The 15,626-nt window shown below is 68.8% G+C and carries 14 protein-coding genes; 10 read left to right on the top strand and 4 right to left on the bottom strand.

The genetic code is table 11. The features are described 5' to 3' along the window. Window positions 1-175: 175 nt before the first annotated feature. Window positions 176-1,195 (top strand): UDP-glucose 4-epimerase GalE, encoded by a 1,020-nt coding sequence (gene galE, locus GPA22_RS16715; RefSeq protein ID WP_169257191.1) that lies wholly within the window; start codon window positions 176-178, stop codon window positions 1,193-1,195. 40 nt (window positions 1,196-1,235) lie between these two features. On the opposite strand, the gene GPA22_RS16710 is transcribed toward galE, so the two are convergent. Further along, window positions 1,236-1,535, bottom strand: coding sequence for a hypothetical protein (locus GPA22_RS16710; protein ID WP_169257190.1), 300 nt, complete (start codon window positions 1,533-1,535; stop codon window positions 1,236-1,238). A 112-nt stretch (window positions 1,536-1,647) separates the two neighbouring features. Next, a complete protein-coding gene (gene uvrA / locus GPA22_RS16705; RefSeq protein WP_169257189.1) occupies window positions 1,648-4,482 on the bottom strand; it encodes an excinuclease ABC subunit UvrA in 2,835 nt (944 codons plus the stop codon). Between the two features lie 135 nt (window positions 4,483-4,617). Here uvrA and GPA22_RS16700 point away from each other — a divergent pair, with 135 nt between their 5' ends. Continuing rightward, window positions 4,618-5,802, top strand: coding sequence for an MFS transporter (locus tag GPA22_RS16700; RefSeq protein WP_169257188.1), 1,185 nt, complete (start codon window positions 4,618-4,620; stop codon window positions 5,800-5,802). A gap of 24 nt (window positions 5,803-5,826) precedes the next feature. Further along, entirely contained in the window at window positions 5,827-6,309 is a 483-nt protein-coding gene (ssb, locus tag GPA22_RS16695; protein ID WP_169257187.1) for a single-stranded DNA-binding protein, read from the top strand. A gap of 80 nt (window positions 6,310-6,389) precedes the next feature. Here the strand turns inward: ssb and GPA22_RS16690 are convergent, their stop codons facing one another. Further along, the gene (locus GPA22_RS16690; protein ID WP_169257193.1) at window positions 6,390-7,553 is read right to left on the bottom strand and encodes a MalY/PatB family protein; all 1,164 of its coding nucleotides are present in this window, start codon (window positions 7,551-7,553) and stop codon (window positions 6,390-6,392) included. A 107-nt stretch (window positions 7,554-7,660) separates the two neighbouring features. On the opposite strand from GPA22_RS16690, the gene GPA22_RS16685 reads away from it, so the two are divergent. After that, window positions 7,661-8,626, top strand: coding sequence for an MBL fold metallo-hydrolase (locus GPA22_RS16685; RefSeq protein ID WP_169257186.1), 966 nt, complete (start codon window positions 7,661-7,663; stop codon window positions 8,624-8,626). 16 nt (window positions 8,627-8,642) lie between these two features. On the opposite strand, the gene GPA22_RS16680 is transcribed toward GPA22_RS16685, so the two are convergent. Beyond that, on the bottom strand, window positions 8,643-9,317 hold the full coding sequence (locus GPA22_RS16680) for a tetratricopeptide repeat protein (protein WP_169257185.1): 675 nt from the start codon (window positions 9,315-9,317) through the stop codon (window positions 8,643-8,645). 101 nt (window positions 9,318-9,418) lie between these two features. On the opposite strand from GPA22_RS16680, the gene GPA22_RS16675 reads away from it, so the two are divergent. From GPA22_RS16675 to GPA22_RS16650, 6 genes are all read left to right on the top strand, one after another. After that, complete coding sequence (locus GPA22_RS16675) at window positions 9,419-10,240, top strand: tRNA threonylcarbamoyladenosine dehydratase (RefSeq protein WP_169257184.1); 822 nt, start codon at window positions 9,419-9,421, stop codon at window positions 10,238-10,240. Continuing rightward, window positions 10,237-10,623 carry a sirohydrochlorin chelatase gene (locus GPA22_RS16670; protein ID WP_169257183.1) on the top strand — a complete coding sequence of 129 codons (387 nt, stop codon included), beginning with the start codon at window positions 10,237-10,239 and terminating at the stop codon, window positions 10,621-10,623. The genes GPA22_RS16675 and GPA22_RS16670 overlap by 4 nt, the downstream gene beginning before the upstream one ends. Window positions 10,624-10,677: 54 nt before the next feature. After that, window positions 10,678-11,730, top strand: a complete 1,053-nt coding sequence (locus GPA22_RS16665) for an efflux RND transporter periplasmic adaptor subunit (RefSeq protein WP_169257182.1) — start codon at window positions 10,678-10,680, stop codon at window positions 11,728-11,730. Window positions 11,731-11,740: 10 nt separating this feature from the next. Continuing rightward, window positions 11,741-14,995 (top strand): efflux RND transporter permease subunit, encoded by a 3,255-nt coding sequence (locus GPA22_RS16660; RefSeq protein ID WP_169257181.1) that lies wholly within the window; start codon window positions 11,741-11,743, stop codon window positions 14,993-14,995. Further along, on the top strand, window positions 14,992-15,216 hold the full coding sequence (locus tag GPA22_RS16655) for a YgaP family membrane protein (protein WP_121430128.1): 225 nt from the start codon (window positions 14,992-14,994) through the stop codon (window positions 15,214-15,216). Before GPA22_RS16660 ends, GPA22_RS16655 begins: the two co-directional genes overlap by 4 nt. A gap of 95 nt (window positions 15,217-15,311) precedes the next feature. Continuing rightward, window positions 15,312-15,623 (top strand): PilZ domain-containing protein, encoded by a 312-nt coding sequence (locus GPA22_RS16650; protein WP_169257180.1) that lies wholly within the window; start codon window positions 15,312-15,314, stop codon window positions 15,621-15,623. Window positions 15,624-15,626: the final 3 nt, after the last annotated feature.

The raw sequence follows: 15,626 nt of genomic DNA, 5'->3' as shown, positions 1-15,626 counted from the left end.
GTATGGGTCTGGTGTCGCTGCTCGATACGACGCGACGACTCCAGTGTCTTTCATGAACCGCCGTATGCGGAACCGCATGTACGGTGGTGTGAGAGGGCGACGGGGGTGACCCCGTCCCCTACTCGATCTCGTCGCGCATGCGGCGTTGCGGGGAGGCGCTTTGGGAGATTGTGCTTTGAGTACAGTGCTGGTGACGGGCGGGGCGGGCTATATCGGTTCGCATACATGCGTAGCCTTGCTGGAAGCGGGGCACGATGTTGTCGTGGTCGACAATCTGTGCAACAGCAAGCCGGCTGCGTTGGCGCGGGTCGAGGCAATCACGCAGCGGAAGCTGCGCGGATTTTATCGCGCCGACGTTCGCGATGCGTCTCTTTTGCGGCGCGTGTTTGCCGAGCATCGGATTGACGCGGTGATTCACTTCGCGGCCCTGAAGGCCGTGGGTGAATCCGTTGCGAAACCGTTGGCGTATTACGAGAACAACCTGGGTGGGCTGTTCGCGCTCGTCGAGGCGATGGAGGCGGCTGAGTTGCGCCGCCTGGTGTTCAGTTCGTCGGCGACGGTGTATGGCGATCCTGCGAGCGTGCCGATCCGCGAGGATTTCCCGGTTGGAGCGACGAATCCGTACGGGCGCACGAAGCTGATGTGCGAGGAGGTGCTGCGCGATCTGGTTGCGGCCGATGCGCGCTGGCACGTTGCCTTGTTGCGGTATTTCAATCCGGTCGGCGCTCACGTCAGCGGATTGATCGGCGAGGATCCGAACGGGATCCCGAACAACCTGATGCCTTACGTGAGTCAGGTGGCGGTCGGCAAGCTGCAGGAGTTGCAGGTGTTCGGGGGGGATTATGCGACACCGGACGGGACGGGCGTTCGCGACTACATCCATGTGGCCGATCTGGCCGCGGGCCACGTAGCGGCGGTCGAGCGCCTGGACGGACTGGCTGGCGTGAGTTGCCTGAATCTCGGAACCGGGCGCGGGTACAGCGTGCTGGAGCTCGCGCGGGCGTTCGAGAAGGCGTCGGGGCGGCAGGTGCCGTACCGGATCGTGGCGCGCCGGCCGGGCGACGTCGCGGCCTGCTGGGCCGATGCGAGCCTGGCGCGCGAAGTGCTCGGGTGGCAGCCGCGCTTCGATCTGGATGCGATGTGCCGCGATGCGTGGCGGTGGCAGTCCGGGAACCCGGACGGATATCCGGGTTGAGGACTTCAGGTGCGCTCCGCGTGCGGGGCGCGCCCGCGAATCACCACGCCTTGCGCATGCGGTTGCGGTACTGGACGTCGTGCGGAAGGACTTTCTGCATCGGTTCCAGGTGGCTTGCGATGATGTCGCACGCCTTCGCCAGGGTCTCGGGTGTCAGCCGGGGTAGTTCGCTCGTTCGGGCGGTCATGCGCGCGACGGTTTCGATGGCACGCTTGCGCTTTTCCTCTTCTGCCGCCTGGTAAACGCCCAGTCCCGCATCGAGCAGGGTCTTGAGGATCTTGACGCGCCGTTCGATGCGATCGAGAAAGACGCTCTGAACGTCGCCTGGAACTTCGGGCATGGGGGTCTCCTGAATGGTGTGGGCGTTGCTGTGCAGGGGCTGCCGTATTTTCCGGAATACTCAAAGATGATCTGCTTCAAATTGTAAGCGGGCTTGCGGGAATTTTCCCGCCTCACGTCCGGACGTCGGGGCAGAGCATGCGCTTCAGGTAGCGGCCGGTGTGGCTGTCGGGGTGGTCGGCGATGTGTTCGGGCGGGCCGCTGCACAGGATGCGGCCGCCGCGGTCGCCGCCCTCGGGGCCGAGGTCGACCAGCCAGTCCGCGGTCTTGATGACGTCGAGGTTATGCTCGATGACGACGATGGTGTTGCCATGGTCGCGCAGGCGGTGGAGTACGCCGAGCAGGAGCTCGATGTCGCGAAAGTGCAGACCGGTGGTGGGTTCGTCGAGGATGTACAGGGTGCGGCCGGTGTCGCGCTTGGAGAGTTCGAGTGCGAGCTTGACGCGCTGGGCTTCGCCGCCCGAGAGCGTGGTGGCGCTCTGGCCGAGGCGGATGTAGCCGAGGCCGACATCGGTCAGTGTTTCGAGCTTGCGCGCGACGGCGGGGACGGCGCGGAAGAATTCGAGGGCGTTTTCGACGGTCATGTCGAGGACTTCGTCGATGGTCCTGCCCTTGTAGCGGATTTCCAGCGTTTCGCGGTTGTAGCGCCTGCCGTGGCAGACGTCGCAGGGGACGTACATGTCGGGCAGGAAGTGCATTTCCACCTTGATCATGCCGTCGCCCTGGCAGGCCTCGCAGCGGCCGCCCTTGACGTTGAAGGAGAAGCGGCCGGGGCCGTAGCCGCGCGCGCGCGCGTCGGGGACGCCTGCGAAGAGTTCGCGCACCGGCGTCAGCAGGCCGGTGTAGGTTGCCGGGTTGGAGCGCGGCGTGCGGCCGATGGGACTCTGGTCGACATTGATGACCTTGTCGAACTGGTCGAGGCCGTGCACCGCCGAAAACGGGGCGGGCTCCGCCGTTGAGCCGTACAGGTGCCGGGCGGCGAGCGCATACAGGGTGTCGTTGATGAGGGTCGATTTGCCCGAGCCGGACACCCCCGTGATGCAGGTGAGGAGGCCGACGGGGATGGCAAGTTCGACGTTCTTGAGGTTGTTGCCGCTGCAGCCTTCGAGACGCAGCTGGCGTTCGGGGTCGGGCGCGGCGCGGCGCGGCGGGACGGGGATGGTGTAGCGTCCGGCGAGGTAGGCGCCGGTGAGCGAGTCGTCGCTCGCGACGATCTCGGCCGGGGTGCCGCGTGCGACGATTTCGCCGCCGTGTACGCCGGCGCCGGGCCCCATGTCGACGACGTAGTCGGCGCAGCGGATGGCATCCTCGTCGTGCTCGACGACGATCACCGTGTTGCCGAGGTCGCGCAGCTGGCGCAGGGTGCCGAGGAGGCGGTCATTGTCGCGCTGGTGCAGGCCGATCGACGGTTCGTCGAGGACGTACATGACGCCGGTGAGGCCCGAGCCGATCTGGCTGGCGAGGCGGATGCGCTGGGCTTCGCCGCCCGACAGGGTGTCGGCGGAGCGGTCGAGGGAGAGGTAGTCGAGGCCGACGTTGATCAGGAAGCTGAGGCGGTCGGAGATTTCCTTGACGATCTTGGCGGCGACGAGGCCGCGGTGGCCGGTGAGCGCGAGGCCGTCGAAAAAGGCCTTGCATTCGCCCAGCGGCATGCGGCTGACCTCATGCAGCGAGCGGTCGCCGATGAGCACGTGGCGCGCTTCGGTGCGCAGGCGCGTGCCGTGACAGCTCGGGCAGGCCTGCGTGGCGCGGAGCTTCGCGAGCTCCTCGCGCACGGCGGCGGAGTCGGTCTCGCGGTAGCGGCGTTCGAGATTGGGGACGATGCCTTCGAACGGGTGTTCCTTGGCGACCATGCGCCCGTTGTCGGAGAGGTAGCGGAAGGCGATCTTGTGGCGGCCGGAGCCGTGCAGGACGACTTGCCGGACTTCGTCGGGCAGGTCGCCGAACGGGGTGTCGGTGTCGAAGCCATAGTGGTCGGCCAGGCTTGCGAGCATCTGGAAGTAGAACTGGTTGCGCCGGTCCCAGCCGCGGATCGCGCCGGCCGCGAGCGAGAGCTCGGGGTGGGCGACGACGCGCGCGGGGTCGAAGAATTCGACCTGGCCGAGGCCGTCGCACTTGGGGCAGGCGCCGGCCGGGTTGTTGAACGAAAAGAGGCGCGGCTCGAGCTCGGCGAGCGCGTAGCTGCACACCGGGCAGGCGAAGCGCGCGGAGAAGAGGTGCTCGGTGCCGCTGTCCATCTCGAGGGCGACGGCGCGGCCGTCGGCGTGCGTGAGGGCGGTCTCGAAGGATTCGGCGATGCGTCCGCGCTGGTCGACACGGACCTTGAGGCGGTCGATGACGACTTCGACGGTGTGCCGGCGGCCTTTTTCGAGCGCCGGCATCGCGTCCAGCTCGGCGATCTGGCCGTCCACGCGTACGCGCACGAAGCCTTGCGCGCGCAGGTCGGCGAACAGGTCGCTCTGCTCGCCCTTGCGGTGCGCGACGACAGGCGCGAGGATCATCAGGCGCGTGTCTTCGGGCAGCGCAAGGACGTGGTCGACCATCTGCGAGACGGTCTGCGCTTCGAGTGCGTGTTCGGGATGATCGGGGCAGTGCGGCGCGCCGGCGCGGGCGTAGAGCAGGCGCAGGTAGTCGTGGATCTCGGTGATCGTGCCGACCGTGGAGCGCGGGTTGTGGCTGGTGGCCTTCTGCTCGATCGAGATCGCCGGCGACAGGCCTTCGATGAGGTCGACGTCGGGCTTTTCCATCAGCTGCAGGAACTGGCGCGCGTAGGCCGACAGCGACTCGACGTAGCGGCGCTGGCCTTCGGCGTAGAGGGTGTCGAAGGCGAGCGAGGACTTGCCCGAGCCGGACAGGCCGGTGATCACCGTGAGCCGGTTGCGCGGCAGCTCGAGGCTGATGTTCTTGAGGTTGTGAGTGCGGGCGCCGCGAATGCGGATTTCGTCCATGGGCCGGGCTGACGAAAGGGTAACGTGCCACTATACGAGAGAACGACGAAGCAAGCCAAACCGGCGGGCGGCCGGTGCTAGAATCGCCGTTTTGTCTCAGCCCCGACCGCAATGGCCCGACCCGAGCACGATCCGATGACTCCCGCAGAACGCCGGGCTGGCGCGAGCCTGGCCGCGATCTTCGCACTGCGCATGCTCGGGTTGTTCCTGATCCTGCCGGTGTTTTCGGTGCACGCGCATCATCTTCCGGGCGGCGACAACCTGACCCTGGTGGGGCTGGCGATCGGTGCCTACGGGCTGACGCAGGCTTTCCTGCAGATGCCCTATGGCGTGGCGTCGGATCGCTTCGGGCGCAAGCCGGTGATCGTCTTCGGTCTCGTGCTGTTCGTGATCGGCAGCGCGGTCGCGGCGCTGGCCGGCAATATCGAAACCGTGATCGCGGGGCGCGTGCTGCAGGGGGCGGGGGCGATCTCGGCGGCGGTGACGGCGCTCGCCGCGGACCTGACGCGCGACCAGCACCGCACCAAGGTGATGGCGATGATCGGGTCGAGCATCGGCTTGGTGTTCGCGTTGTCGATGGTGGCGGCGCCGATCCTGTATAATGCGATTGGCATGAGCGGGATCTTCTGGCTGACGGCTGCGCTTGCGGCGGCGGCGATCGCCGTGGTCGTGTATGTGGTGCCGGCTGCGCCGCCGGTGCCGCGCGCGCCGACCGGGCTGTTCGGCGAGGTGTTCCGCGACGGCCAGCTGATGCGGCTGAATGTCGGCGTGTTCGTGCTGCACCTGATCCAGACGGCGATGTGGGTGATGGTGCCGGCTGCGCTGGTGAGCGGGGCAAACCTGCCGCTGCCGGAACACTGGAAGGTCTACCTGCCGGCCGTCGTGTTGTCGTTCGCGGCGATGGTGCCGGCGGTGATCGCGGCGGAGCGGCGCAACCGCATGAAGCAGGTGTTCGGGGGGGCGATCGTGTTGCTCGTGATCGTGCAGGTCGGCCTGTTCGCCTTCGGCCGGAACGTCGTGACGCTGGGCCTGTGGTTGACGCTCTTCTTCGTTGCGTTCAACGTGCTCGAGGCGATCCTGCCGTCGTGGATCTCGAAGGTGGCGCCCGCGCATGCGAAGGGCACGGCCCTCGGTCTGTACAACACGCTGCAGTCGATCGGGCTGTTCCTCGGCGGCATGCTGGGGGGCTGGCTGGCCGAACACTACGGCAGCGGCGCCGTGAACCTGGTGTGCGGCGTGCTCGCCGTGATCTGGCTGCTGCTGGCAGTCTCAATGAATCCGCCCGCCCGCCGCGCGACGCCGGCGTCGGCGGCACACTAACCTGAAACATCCGAGGAGAACCTCATGGCTTCCCTGAACAAAGTCATCCTGATCGGCAACCTGGGGCGCGATCCGGAAACCCGCTACGCGCCGAGCGGCGACGCGATCTGCAACATCACCGTCGCGACGACCGAGACGTGGAAGGACAAGCAAAGCGGCGAGAAGAAAGAGGCGACGGAGTGGCACCGCGTGGTGTTCTTCGGGCGGCTGGCCGAGATTGCCGCGCAGTACCTGCGCAAGGGCAGCCAGATCTATGTCGAGGGGCGCCTGCAGACGCGCAAGTGGCAGGACAAGGACGGCCAGGACCGCTACACGACCGAAATCCGCGGTGACGAGATGAAGATGCTGGGATCGCGTCAGGGCGGTGGTGGCGATGCACCGATGGGCGGTTACGAGGCGCCTGCCGCGCCCGCCCGCTCGGCTCCGCCGCAGGCGCCGGCCCAGAAGGCGCCGAGCCAGTCGGGGAGCGGCGGATTCGGGGATTTCGACGACGATATCCCGTTCTGAGAAGTCATTTCCCTGTTTGTCGATCGAAGGCCCGCGTTCCGGGAGGACGCGGGCCTTTTTGTCTGGTTCTGCGCGGGCGTTCAGGCGGGTGAGGGTCGTTCTGCGAGTGCCCGGCGCATGCGCGCCAGCGCTTCGGTGAGCAGTGCGCGCGGGCAGCCGAAGTTGAGGCGCACGAAGCCGGGCATGCCGAAGGGGGTGCCGTCGGACAGGCCGACGCCGGCGTCTTCGAAGAAACGCATGGGGTTTTCGAGGCCGGCGTCGCGGCAGTCGATCCACGCGAGGTAGGTCGCTTCCGGGCGCGTCGTTGCGAGGCCGGGCATGGTCGCGACGGCGTCCATTACCAGGTCGAGGTTGCCGCGCAGGTAGTCGAGGAGGGCCGTGCGCCACGGGCCGCCGTCGCGGTAGGCGGCCTCGGCCGCGACCATGCCGAGCAGGTTGGTGTGGGGGACGATGCCGCGCATCTGGTGACGGAAGCGGCGGCGCAGCGCGGGGTCGGGGATGATCGCGAAGGCGCAGTAGAGCGCGGGGATGTTCCAGGTCTTGGACGGCGCCATCAGGGTGATGGTGCGGCGCGCGACGTCGTCGCCGAGCGCGGCGATCGGGATGTGCGGGGTCGCGGGATCGAGCACGAGGCCGCAGTGGATCTCGTCGGAGCAGATCGTCAGGTTGTGCCGTTCAGCGAGGCCGGCGAGCCATTGGAGTTCGTCGCGGTCGAACACGCGGCCGACGGGGTTGTGCGGGTTGCACAGCATCAGCAGGCGGGTGCGTGCGGTGATGGCGCTCTCGACTTCGGCGCGGTCCCAGCCCCAGCGGCCGTCGACACGCTCGAGCGGACGCGTGACGAGGCGCCGGTCGCTGTTGCCGGGGGCGCTGAGGAAGGGCGGGTAGACGGGGGTGGCGGTGAAGACTTCGTCGCCGGCTTCGCCCGTCGCGCGGCAGGCGAGATTGAAGCCGGTGACGACGCCCGGCAGCCACACGAGCCAGTCGGGTTCGATGCGCCATGCGTGATCGCGGGCGATGCCCTCGGTCACCGCTTCGACGAGGCCGGGCCAGGCGTCCGTGTAGCCGAACACGCGGTGGTCGAGGCGTGCGCGGATCGCGTCGAGGACGGCAGGCGGGGCGGGGAAGTCCATGTCGGCGACCCACAGCGGCAGGACGTCGCGGCCGGCATAGCGGTCCCATTTTTCGCCGGGGACCAAGCGGCGGTCGGGAAGGTTGTCGAAATCGAACGGAGTGGCAGGCATCGGGTCAGAGGGGGGCATGAGACGGGTTCCTTGAGGCTTGCCGGGTCGCGACGGCAGGCGGGATACAATTACACAAAATCAGGTTATCGAGTTGGAGGAAGACAATCGTGCAAACCCTGACGGCCCACCCCGACGGCATTCTGGCGGTGGACTCCGGTTACTGCGGTCCGGGGGTGGCGGCCATTCATCTGATCATCGACCAGGGCTGCGCGGCCATCGTCGATACCGGCACCAACGCGTCGGTGCCGCGTGTGCTCGCGGCGCTGGCCGCGGCCGGTATCGAGCCCGCGATGGTGCAGTGGGTGATCCTGACGCATATCCACCTGGATCACGCCGGTGGTGCCGGCAGCCTGATGTGCGCGCTTCCGAACGCGAAGCTCGTGGTCCATCCGCGCGGCGTGCGCCACATGGTCGATCCGGCCAAGCTGTGGGAGGGGACCTCCGCGGTGTATGGCGCCGAGCGCGCCTTTGCGCTGTACGGGCGGCTCGCGCCGATCGAGGCCGAGCGCATCGTCGCCGCCGAGGAGGGGCTGGAGCTCGATCTCGGCGGACGCACGCTGCGCATCCTGCAGACGCCAGGGCATGCGAAGCACCACGTCTGCATCTGGGACGAAACCGCGCACGCGTTCTTCACCGGCGACACCTTCGGGCTGTCGTACCGCGAGTTCGACGTCGAGGGCCGTCCGTCGGTGTTCCCGACGACGACGCCGACGCAGTTCGACCCCGATGCGCTGCATGCGTCCATCGACCGCCTGATGAGCCATCGGCCGGAAGCGATGTACCTCACCCATTACAGCCGCGTGACGGGGGTGGAGCGGCTGGCCGCGGACCTGCACCGGCTGATCGACACGCAGGTCGCGGTGGCGCGCGCGGCGCGCGGCGAGGGCGTGGCGCGGCACGTCGAGATCCTCGCGGGGCTGGAGCAGATCGTGCGCGAAGAGGCGGAGCGGCAAGGCTGGACCTTGCCGGAGGAGGAGGTCTTCCGCATCCTGCGGACCGATCTCGAACTCAATGCGCAGGGGCTGGGATTCTGGCTCGACGAGTGCGCGCTGCGGGAGCTCAGTCCCGCCTGAGCCGCGCCCGACCGCGTCAGTGGTCTTGCTGGCCGATGCCATCGTGGCGGGCGCGCAGTTCCTCGTATTTTGCACGGGCGGCAGGGTCGCCCTGCAGGGCGGCCTGCGCGTACCAGCGTTCGGCCAGCGCGGCATCAGGGGCGAGCCCTTCGCCCGTTTCGTACATCGAAGCGACGATGTACTGCGCGCCGGCGTGCCCCGCGCGCGCGGCGGCGAGGTACCAGCGGGCGGCCGCGGAGGAGTCTTTCGGGACGCCTTGTCCGACGAAGTACATGGTCGCGAGATTGACCTGCGCTTCGGTGTGGCCCTGTTCGGCGGCACGGCGGTACCACTCTGCGGCCGTCGTCAGTGATTTCGCGACCCCGCTGCCGTGGTCGTAGAGCAGCGCGAGGTTGAATTGCGCCTGGGCGAGGCCGGCGCCGGCCGCGCGACGCAGCCAGCGCCACGCGGCGTCCGGTTCGCGTTCGACGGCTTCCTTGCGGAACAGCATCATGGCAAGGTTGAACTGCGCGAGGCGGTTGCCGGCGCGGGCGGCGCGCTCGAAAAGTTGCGCCGCCTCGTCGAGCCGCCCGGCCTCGTAGGCGCCCACCGCGCTCTGCGCGACGGCGGCGGGGGGCGTGTAGTCGGCGTGTGCGAAAGCGGCGGCGAGCAGGCCGGCGGCCAGGATCGTGCGGCATGCCAGATGGCGCATCGTGGTTCCTCCAATGGCCCATTGGAGCGGACCTGCGCGAGCGAGTTCATCACGCCCGCGCTGCGGTAACATCCGGCCTTCTTCATGCAAGCGTAACCGTCATGTCCGCCCTGAGTCCCGAATCCCCTGTCGACGTCGATCGCGAGCGCCGCTTCGGCGGCATCGCGCGCCTGTATGGGGCCGATGCGCCCGCGCGCCTGGAGGCTGCGCATGCGTGCGTGATCGGCGTGGGCGGCGTCGGCTCGTGGGTGGCGGAGGCGCTCGCGCGCAGCGCGGTCGGGCGCATCACGCTGATCGATCTCGACCACGTGGCCGAGTCGAACATCAACCGCCAGATCCACGCGCTGGATCTGACGCTGGGCCAGGCGAAGGTGCTGGCGATGGCCGCGCGCATCCACGCGATCAATCCGCATGCGCGCGTGGAGGTGGTCGAGGACTTCGTCACGCCGGACAACGCGATGGACCTGTTGCACGGCTTCGATGTCGTCGTCGATGCGATCGACAACGTGCGTGCGAAGGTCGCGATCGTGCTGGTGTGCCGGCGGCGGCGCATCCCGCTGATCGTCGCCGGCGGTGCCGGAGGCAAGACGGATCCGGCGCGCATCCGCGTCGACGACCTGTCTCGCACCGAACAGGATCCGCTGCTCGCCAAGGTGCGGAAGCGCCTGCGCAGCGAGCACGGCTTTCCGCGCAATCCCAAGCGTCCGTTCGGCATCGAGGCGGTGTATTCGTGCGAGCCGCTGCGCCTCGACGACCTCGCGTGCGACCTGCCGCACGGGCCGCAGGGGCTCGCATGCGCAGGCTACGGGTCGAGTGTCGCGGTGACGGCCTCGGTCGGGATGTTCGCGGCGGCGCGTGCGATCGAACGTCTGCTGGCGCCGCCGGTCGACGCCAGTCCGGAGACTGTCGAGGGCGAGTCATGAGCGAAGCGCATGCGGTGGTGCTGTTCGGGCATGGGGCCCGCGATCCCGAATGGGCGCGGCCGATGCAGCGCACGCGCGACCATCTGCGTGCGCAGGCGCCCGGGCTGCGCGTCGAGCTGGCCTTCCTCGAATTCATGGCGCCGACGCTGGAAGAGGTCATCGACACGCTGGTGCGCGACGGCATCCGGCACATTGCCGTCGTGCCGATGTTCATTGCGCAGGGCGGGCACCTGAAGAGCGACCTGCCCAAGCTCGTCGATGCCGCACGGGCGCGTCATGCCGGCAGCGAGATCACGCTCGCGCCCGCGGTGGGCGAGGCTGACGGGGTGGTCGCCGCGATGGCGGACTACGCGCTGGGGTTCGGCGGGGTGTCTTCGGACTGAGCATTCCCGGCGTGGGCGCTTGACTTGCATGAATATAAGAATAAACTTATATTCATGACGACATATTCCATCATCCGGATTGTTTTGCCGGCGTTCGCGCTGGCCGTGGCAAACTTCGCACAGGCAGAGGTGCCGACGCAGCGCGTCGAGGCGCGTGCCGTCGGGCTGACGCATCCCGCCGAGGCCACACTCGAGGCGGTGCGCCAGGCGACGCTGGCGGCGCAGGTGCCGGGGCGCATCGTCGAGTTCAGGGTCGATGCCGGCGACCATGTCGCGAAGGGGCAGGTGCTGCTGCGCATCGATGCGGCCGAGGCGAGCCAGGCCGTGGCGGGGGCCGAGGCCGGCATCGCGCAGGCGCAGGCCAACCAGATCAACGCGAAGGCGGCCTACGAGCGCACGAAGAGCCTCGTCGAGCGCAAGTTCGTCAGCCAGTCCGCGCTCGATCAGGCGAAGGCGTCCTACGACGCGGCCGAGGCCCAGCTGCGCGCGGCGCGTGCGGGGCGCGGCCAGGCGGCGACGGTGCAGGGCTACACGACGATCGTCGCGCCGCTGTCGGGGCTGGTCGCGGCGCGCCACGTCGAACCGGGAGAGATGGCCCAGCCGGGGCGGCAGCTCGTGACCGTGTATGACCCGGCCGCGATGCGCGCGGTCGTCGATGTGCCGCAGCAGCGCTTCGCCGGCGTCGGGTCGGCTCGGATCCGGGCGCGCGTCGAGCTGCCCGACTCGGAGCGCTGGCTGGATGCCGCGAGCGTCACCGTGCTGCCCGCCGCCGATCCGCGCACGCACACGGTGCGCGTGCGCGTGGACCTCCCGGCGAACGCCGAAGGGCTGGTGCCGGGGACTTTCGCGCGTGTGCATTTTGTGACCGGCGAAGGCTCGCGCATCGCCGTCCCGGCCGGCGCGATCCTGCGGCGTGGCGAGCTGACCGGCGTCTATGTCGCCGACGGCAAGGGCGGCTTCGCGCTGCGCCAGATCCGTGCCGGCGAAGCGCTCGCGGATGGCAGCATCGAGGTGCTGGCGGGGCTCGCCGGCGGCGAGGAGGTCGCGCTCGATCCGGTGCAGGCGGGCATCGTCGCACATGCCGCCCGCAACGGCGCCGCGCGCTGAGGAGGCGGTCATGAGTGCACCGCTCGGCATCTCGGGCCGCATCGCCGGCGCCTTCCAGCGCAACGCGCTGACGCCGCTCCTCGCGCTGATCCTGCTGCTGATGGGCGTGTTCGCGACGCTCGTGACGCCCAAGGAGGAAGAGCCGCAGATCGACGTGACGATGGCGAACGTGCTGGTGCCCTTCCCCGGCGCTTCCGCGCGTGACGTCGAGGCGCTGGTGGCGCGCCCCGGCGAGCAGGTGCTGTCGCGCATCGCCGGGGTCGAGCACGTGTATTCGGTGTCGCGGCCGGGCATGGCGGTGATCACGGTGCAGTTCGAGGTCGGCGTGCCGAACCAGACGGCGCTGGTGCGCCTGTACGACACGGTGCATTCGAACAAGGACTGGCTGAGTCCGCAGCTTGGCGTCGGCGAACCCATCGTCAAGCCCAAGGGCATCGACGACGTGCCGATCGTCAGTCTGACTTTCTGGACCGCGGACCCGGAGCGCAGCGGTTTCGCGATGCAGCAGGTGTCGCGCGCGGTGGAGCTCGAGATCAAGCGCATCGAAGGTACGCGCGACGTGACGACCATCGGCGGGCCGGGGCACGTCGTGCGCGTGCTGATGGACACGCAGCGCATGAACGCGCACGGGGTGACGGCGCAGGACGTGCGCGCTGCGCTGCAGCTCGCGAACGCGTCGCAGCCCGCCGGCAGCCTCGTCGCCGGCAACCGGGAAGTGCTGGTGCAGACCGGCACCTATCTCGAATCGGCCGAGGACGTGCGTAGCCTCGTGGTCGGCGCGACCGGCGGCAAGCCGGTGTATATGCGCGACGTCGCGCGCATCGAGGACGGCCCCGATCAGGCCTCGCAGTACGTGTGGTTCGGCACCGGCGCGGCCGCCGCGCAGGCCGGCATCGCGGAGAACGGCGTGTTCCCCGCGGTCACGCTGGCCGTGTCGAAGAAGCCCGGCGCCAACGCCGCCGACGTCGCCGACGCGGTGCTCGCACGTGCCGAGGCGCTGCGCGGCGAGCTGATCCCCGAGGGCGTGCAGTTCACCGTCACACGTAACTACGGTCAGACCGCCAACGACAAGGCCAACACGCTGATCGGCAAGCTCGTGTTCGCGACCGCCGCGGTCGTGCTGTTGGTGTTCTTCGCGCTCGGCCGACGCGAGGCGCTGATCGTCGGCGTTGCGGTGGGCCTCACGCTCGCGGCGACGCTGTTCGCGTCCTGGGCGTGGGGCTTCACGTTGAACCGCGTGAGCCTGTTCGCGCTGATCTTCTCGATCGGCATCCTCGTCGACGACGCCATCGTGGTCGTCGAGAACATCCACCGCTGGCACACGCTGGAACCCGACACGCCGCTGTGGCAGCTGATTCCGCGCGCGGTCGATGAGGTCGGCGGACCGACGATCCTCGCGACCTTCACGGTGATCGCGGCGCTGCTGCCGATGGCCTTCGTGACCGGCCTGATGGGCCCCTACATGAGCCCGATCCCGATCAATGCGTCGATGGGCATGTTCATTTCGCTCGCGGTGGCCTTCGTCGTCACGCCCTGGCTCGCGCAGCGCCTGCTGAAGTCGGTCGACGCGCATCACCACGAGGGCGAGGACAAGCTCACGGCGCACCTCGACCGCGTCTTCCGCGCGACGATGACGCCGATGCTGGACCCGGTGCGCGGCGGGCGGGCGCGCCTGAAGCTGTGGCTCGCGGTCGTCGCGCTGATCGGCGCGTCGGTCGCGTTGCCGGTGTTCCAGCTCGTCGTGCTGAAGATGCTGCCGTTCGACAACAAGAGCGAGTTCCAGGTTGTGCTCGACATGCCGGTCGGCACGCCGGTCGAGGAGACGGCGCGGGTGCTGCGCGAAGTCGGCGAGTACCTCGGTACGGTCGAGGAGGTCAGCGACTGGCAGGCCTATGCCGGCACCGCGAGCCCGATCAACTTCAACGGCCTGGTGCGCCAGTATTACCTGCGCAGCGCCCCGGAGGTCGGCGACATCCAGGTGAACCTCGTCGACAAGAAGCACCGCAGTCGCAAGAGCCACGAGATCGCCACCGCGGTGCGAGCGGAAGTCGCGCGCATCGCGCGCGCGGCGGGCGGCAACGCGAAGACCGTCGAGGTGCCGCCGGGGCCGCCGGTGCTGTCGCCGATCGTCGCCGAGGTGTACGGGCCGGACTACGCCGGGCAGACGGCCGCCGCGGGCAGGGTGCGGGCGGCGTTCGAGGGTGCGGCCGACATCGTGGACGTCGACGACACCGTCGACGAGGCGGCGCCGAAGCAGGTGCTGCGCGTCGACCAGGCCAAGGCCGCGCGCATGGGCGTCGCGCAGGCGGACATCGTCGAGGTGGTGCGCCTGGGGCTCGCGGGCGAGAACGTCACGCCGATCCACGGCGGCGACAACAAGTACGAGATCCCGGTGCGCATCCAGCTGCCGTCGGAACGGCAGTCGAGCGTCGATGCGCTGCTCGCGTTGAAGGTGCGGGCGCGCGACGGCATGCTGGTGTCGGTGTCCGAGCTCGTCACGGTGCAGGACATCACGCGCGAACAGGTGATCTACCGCAAGGACCTGCTGCCGGTCGTGTATGTGACCGGCGACATGGGCGGGCGGCTGGATTCGCCGCTCTACGGCATGTTCGACATCCGTGCGCAAATCAACGGCATGCCGCTCGCCGGTGCCGCGGGGCTCGCGGGGACGTTGGGCGAATGGTTCATCCGCCAGCCGGCCGACGCCTACGCCGGCTACAGCGTGAAGTGGGACGGCGAGTGGCAGGTCACCTACGAGACTTTCCGCGACATGGGCGCCGCCTACGCGGTCGGCCTGATCCTGATCTACCTGCTGGTCGTCGCGCAGTTCCGCAGCTACCTCGTGCCGCTCATCATCATGGCGCCGATCCCGCTCACGATCATCGGCGTGATGCCCGGCCACGCGCTGCTCGGCGCGCATTTCACCGCGACCTCGATGATCGGCATGATCGCGCTCGCGGGCATCATCGTCAGGAACTCGATCCTGCTCGTCGACTTCGTCAATCACCAGGTGCGCACGGGTGTCGATCTCGGCGAGGCGGTGATCCGCGCCGCCGCGGTGCGCGCCAAGCCGATCGGCCTCACCGCGCTCGCGGCGATGATCGGCGCGCTCTTCATCCTCGACGACCCCATCTTCAACGGGCTGGCGATCAGCCTGATCTTCGGCATCTTCGTGTCCACCGTGCTGACGCTGGTGGTCATCCCGGTGCTGTACTTCGCCGCGATGCGGGGCCGTGTCGCGCAACTGCAAGGAGAAACACCATGACGCTGACCGTCAACCAGTTCGTCCGCATCTTCGCGGGCGCCTTCGTGCTGATCTCGCTCGCGCTCGGCGTCGAAGGCTCGCCGCTGTTCGTGAGCAAGAACTTCCTGTGGTTCACCGCCTTCGTCGGCGCGAACCTGTTCCAGAGCGGCTTCACGCGCTTCTGTCCGCTGGAGATCTTCCTGCGCAAGGCCGGCGTGCAGGACAGCGCAGGCTGCCGCTGAGCCGCTTCGCCGCCGCCGGCCGGCAAAAGGCTCGGCGTCGATGACGGCGGGGCGCTACAATCGCCTCGTCATCGACCCCGCCGCCCGTCCGGCCCATGAACGATCGCGCATCCCACATCGACCGCCGGCTCGACCGCCGCATTCCGCTCGGCTGCCCGGCGGTGATCCGCCTGAAGACGGGCGAGACGGTTCGCGGGGAATGCGTCGAGATCGGTGTCGGCGGGATGACGCTGCGCGCGCCCTACGTGCCGGGCGAGGCCGAGGTGCTGGAAGTGATGGTCGCCGTGCCCGGCAGCGGGTCGGTCGCGCGCCCGCCGCTCGTGGCCAAACTGGCAGTCAAGCGCTGCCACGCGCTGGGGCAGGGCCTGTACGAGATCGGCGGCACGACGGTGCGCGTCGTCGGCTGACGC

The organism is Aromatoleum toluvorans (genome assembly GCF_012910905.1).
In the GTDB taxonomy this organism is placed as follows: domain Bacteria; phylum Pseudomonadota; class Gammaproteobacteria; order Burkholderiales; family Rhodocyclaceae; genus Aromatoleum; species Aromatoleum toluvorans.
The sequence above is the reverse complement of the archived record's forward strand: the minus strand, read 5'-3'. Positions and strand labels throughout refer to the sequence as shown.

Excerpts from the sequence above, each read along its gene's own strand:
- GPA22_RS16710 (WP_169257190.1), bottom strand. The coding sequence starts at position 1,535 with ATGCCCGAAGTTCCAGGCGACGTTCAGAGCGTCTTTCTCGATCGCATC.
- uvrA (WP_169257189.1), bottom strand. The coding sequence starts at position 4,482 with ATGGACGAAATCCGCATTCGCGGCGCCCGCACTCACAACCTCAAGAAC.
- GPA22_RS16700 (WP_169257188.1), top strand. The coding sequence starts at position 4,618 with ATGACTCCCGCAGAACGCCGGGCTGGCGCGAGCCTGGCCGCGATCTTC.
- ssb (WP_169257187.1), top strand. The coding sequence starts at position 5,827 with ATGGCTTCCCTGAACAAAGTCATCCTGATCGGCAACCTGGGGCGCGAT.
- GPA22_RS16690 (WP_169257193.1), bottom strand. The coding sequence starts at position 7,553 with ATGCCTGCCACTCCGTTCGATTTCGACAACCTTCCCGACCGCCGCTTG.
- GPA22_RS16680 (WP_169257185.1), bottom strand. The coding sequence starts at position 9,317 with ATGCGCCATCTGGCATGCCGCACGATCCTGGCCGCCGGCCTGCTCGCC.
- GPA22_RS16675 (WP_169257184.1), top strand. The coding sequence starts at position 9,419 with ATGTCCGCCCTGAGTCCCGAATCCCCTGTCGACGTCGATCGCGAGCGC.
- GPA22_RS16670 (WP_169257183.1), top strand. The coding sequence starts at position 10,237 with ATGAGCGAAGCGCATGCGGTGGTGCTGTTCGGGCATGGGGCCCGCGAT.
- GPA22_RS16665 (WP_169257182.1), top strand. The coding sequence starts at position 10,678 with ATGACGACATATTCCATCATCCGGATTGTTTTGCCGGCGTTCGCGCTG.
- GPA22_RS16660 (WP_169257181.1), top strand. The coding sequence starts at position 11,741 with ATGAGTGCACCGCTCGGCATCTCGGGCCGCATCGCCGGCGCCTTCCAG.
- GPA22_RS16655 (WP_121430128.1), top strand. The coding sequence starts at position 14,992 with ATGACGCTGACCGTCAACCAGTTCGTCCGCATCTTCGCGGGCGCCTTC.
- GPA22_RS16650 (WP_169257180.1), top strand. The coding sequence starts at position 15,312 with ATGAACGATCGCGCATCCCACATCGACCGCCGGCTCGACCGCCGCATT.